This window comes from Cytophagia bacterium CHB2, from assembly GCA_030263535.1.
Lineage (GTDB): Bacteria > Zhuqueibacterota > Zhuqueibacteria > Zhuqueibacterales > Zhuqueibacteraceae > Coneutiohabitans.
In genome coordinates this window covers 1-2,465 of the sequence record SZPB01000586.1, presented here as the reverse complement: position 1 = coordinate 2,465, position 2,465 = coordinate 1, and the positions used below count along the sequence as shown (strand labels likewise).

1 protein-coding gene is annotated in these 2,465 nt (G+C 57.2%); it reads left to right on the top strand.

Going from position 1 to position 2,465, the window contains the following annotated elements; genetic code table 11:
* Positions 1-2,465: ABC transporter permease (locus FBQ85_29195; protein MDL1879207.1), on the top strand; the 2,465-nt coding region annotated here is incomplete at both ends.

The following is a 2,465-nucleotide window of genomic DNA, read 5'->3' as shown; positions in this document are numbered from 1 at the left end:
AGTTTGCGCGATTTGACGCTCGAGCGCCTGGGCCGCATCGATTACGCATTGCTCTCCGAACGTTTCGTGCGCGAAGATCTCACCAATGACTTGAGCCGCGACCATGATTTTCAACAAGAATTTGAAAACGCCGCACCAGCGATTCTTTTGAATGGCAACGCCACGCACGCCAAATCCCGGGCGCGCGCCGCTCGCATCAATATCCAAGGCGTTGATCACCGCTTTGCCTCCCTTTTCAATGATGCCGGCGACAGCCTGCAAATCTATCTGAACAAAAAGTCCGGCCAAATCTTCCCGTCTCTCGTGATTAACTCTTCTTTGCAGCAAGAGTTGAATGCGCACGTCGGCGATCAAGTCTTGCTGAATTTCGAACAGCCCAGCGACATTCATCGCGAATCCGTGCTCGGCGACAAAAGAAGCATCGAAGTTGTGCGTACCCTGCGCCTCACCGTCACCAAGATTCTGCCCGATCTCGGCCTCGGGCGGTTCGGCTTGCTGACGCAGCAAACGTTTCCGCGGAATGCGTTTGTCGCGCTTTCCGTTTTGCAGGAGGCGTTGGAGGAGGAAGGTAAAACCAATGCTATATTCATTGCGCAAAAAACGGATTCTGAAAGCGCGTCGCATGAACACGTTTTGCGCCAGGCCTTGCAGCGCACATTCAATCTGGAAGACCTGGGCCTGACGCTGGCGCAAACCGGCGGCCAACTCGCCCTCACCAGTCCGCAGTTGCTGATTGCGCCGGCGCTACAAGCGGCGATCGATTCGAGCCTGGCGGAAATGCGCGCGCCGAATCTTCATCTTTATACTTATCTCGCCAACAGCCTGACGGCCAACGGCAACCTGCTGCCTTATTCCACCATCACGGCATTGCCTTCGCTGCCGGAAGAATTCGGCGACTTTCGTTTGATGGACGGTTCGCCGGCACCGGCGCTCGCTGATGATGAGATTCTTTTGAATTCCTGGGCTGCGGAAGATTTGCAAGCAAGTCCGGGAGATACCATAGCCGTGAGTTACTACGTCGTCGGTCCGGGCGAACAATTGGTAACCCGAACAACGCCGTTTCGCGTGAAAGGCGTCATCCAAATCGACGGCCTGGCCGCGGACCGTGATCTCACGCCGGAATTTCCCGGCATTCACGAAGTCGACAATATGCAAGCGTGGGATCCACCATTCCCGATCGATCTCAAGTTGATTCGCCCGAAAGATGAAGCGTATTGGGATGAGTATCGCGCCACACCCAAAGCGTTTATCGCTCTGGCGACCGGCCAGCGTTTGTGGCAAAGCCGCTTTGGCAAGTTGACTGCGATTCGCCTGGCAGCAGCGCCCGGCATGGATTTGCAAACAACGCAAAGCCGGCTCGAAGAAAATTTACTAAAACGAATCCAACCCGAGCAGGCCGGCTTCGCGATGCAAGCAGTCAAAGCGCAGGGACTGGCGGCCTCTTCTGGCGCAACGGATTTCAGCGGATTGTTCATCGGCTTCAGCTTGTTTCTCATTGTTTCCGCGACTTTGTTGGTGGGTATGCTGTTTCGGCTCGGCATCGAGCAACGCGCAAATGAACTGGGCCTTTTGCGCGCCGTCGGCTTTCCGCAAAAATCCGTGACGCGACGCGCATTGCAGGAGGCCGGCGTCGTTGCCGGACTCGGTTGCTTGTTCGGCCTGGGCGGCGCGATTGCCTACGCCGGGCTCTTGATCACCGGTTTGCGCACCTGGTGGGTTGAGGCGATTGGCGCAGCTTTTCTCCAACTCCATGTGAACCCGGTCAGCTTGATAGCAGGATATCTTCTGGCGATGGCGATTATTGCGTTGGCAATTTGGTTGACGCTCCGGCAATTGCGCAAGACTCCCGCGCCGGCGCTGTTGCATGGCGTTACAACGCCGGGTGAAACAAAACCCGGCCGCCTCGCGCCGATAGTCTTCTGGTCCGCGCTGGGGAGTGCCGCCGTTTTGCTGATATTCACGCTGCTGCAAGGTTCGGCGCAATCGCCAGTATTGTTTTTTGCGTGCGGCGCGTTGTTGTTGATCGCCGGTTTGGCCGGGATTTCATTCTGGCTGCGCCGGCAAGAGCGCCGTTATCGCCGCATTTTGCCGATCACACGGTTGCTGGAGATGGGTATGAGAAACACCGTGCGCCGGCCGGGCCGCAGCATGTTGAGCATTGCCTTGGTGGCATGCGCGAGCTTTGTTATCGTGGCTGTAGGCGCGAGCCGCCGCGAATTTGGCGCTGAAGTGCTGCTCAAAAATTCCGGCGGCGGCGGGTTTGCCCTGGTTGCGGAATCGGCCGTGCCACTGCACCAGGATTTGAATGCGGCGAGCGGCAGATCGGAATTGGGAATTGCAGAAGACGATTCGGCGCTGGCGCATCTAACTCAGGTGATAGCGATGCGCTTATTGCCCGGTGAAGATGCGAGCTGTTTGAATCTTTATCGCCCGCAAAAGCCCCGCATTCTCGGCGTACCGGCGGC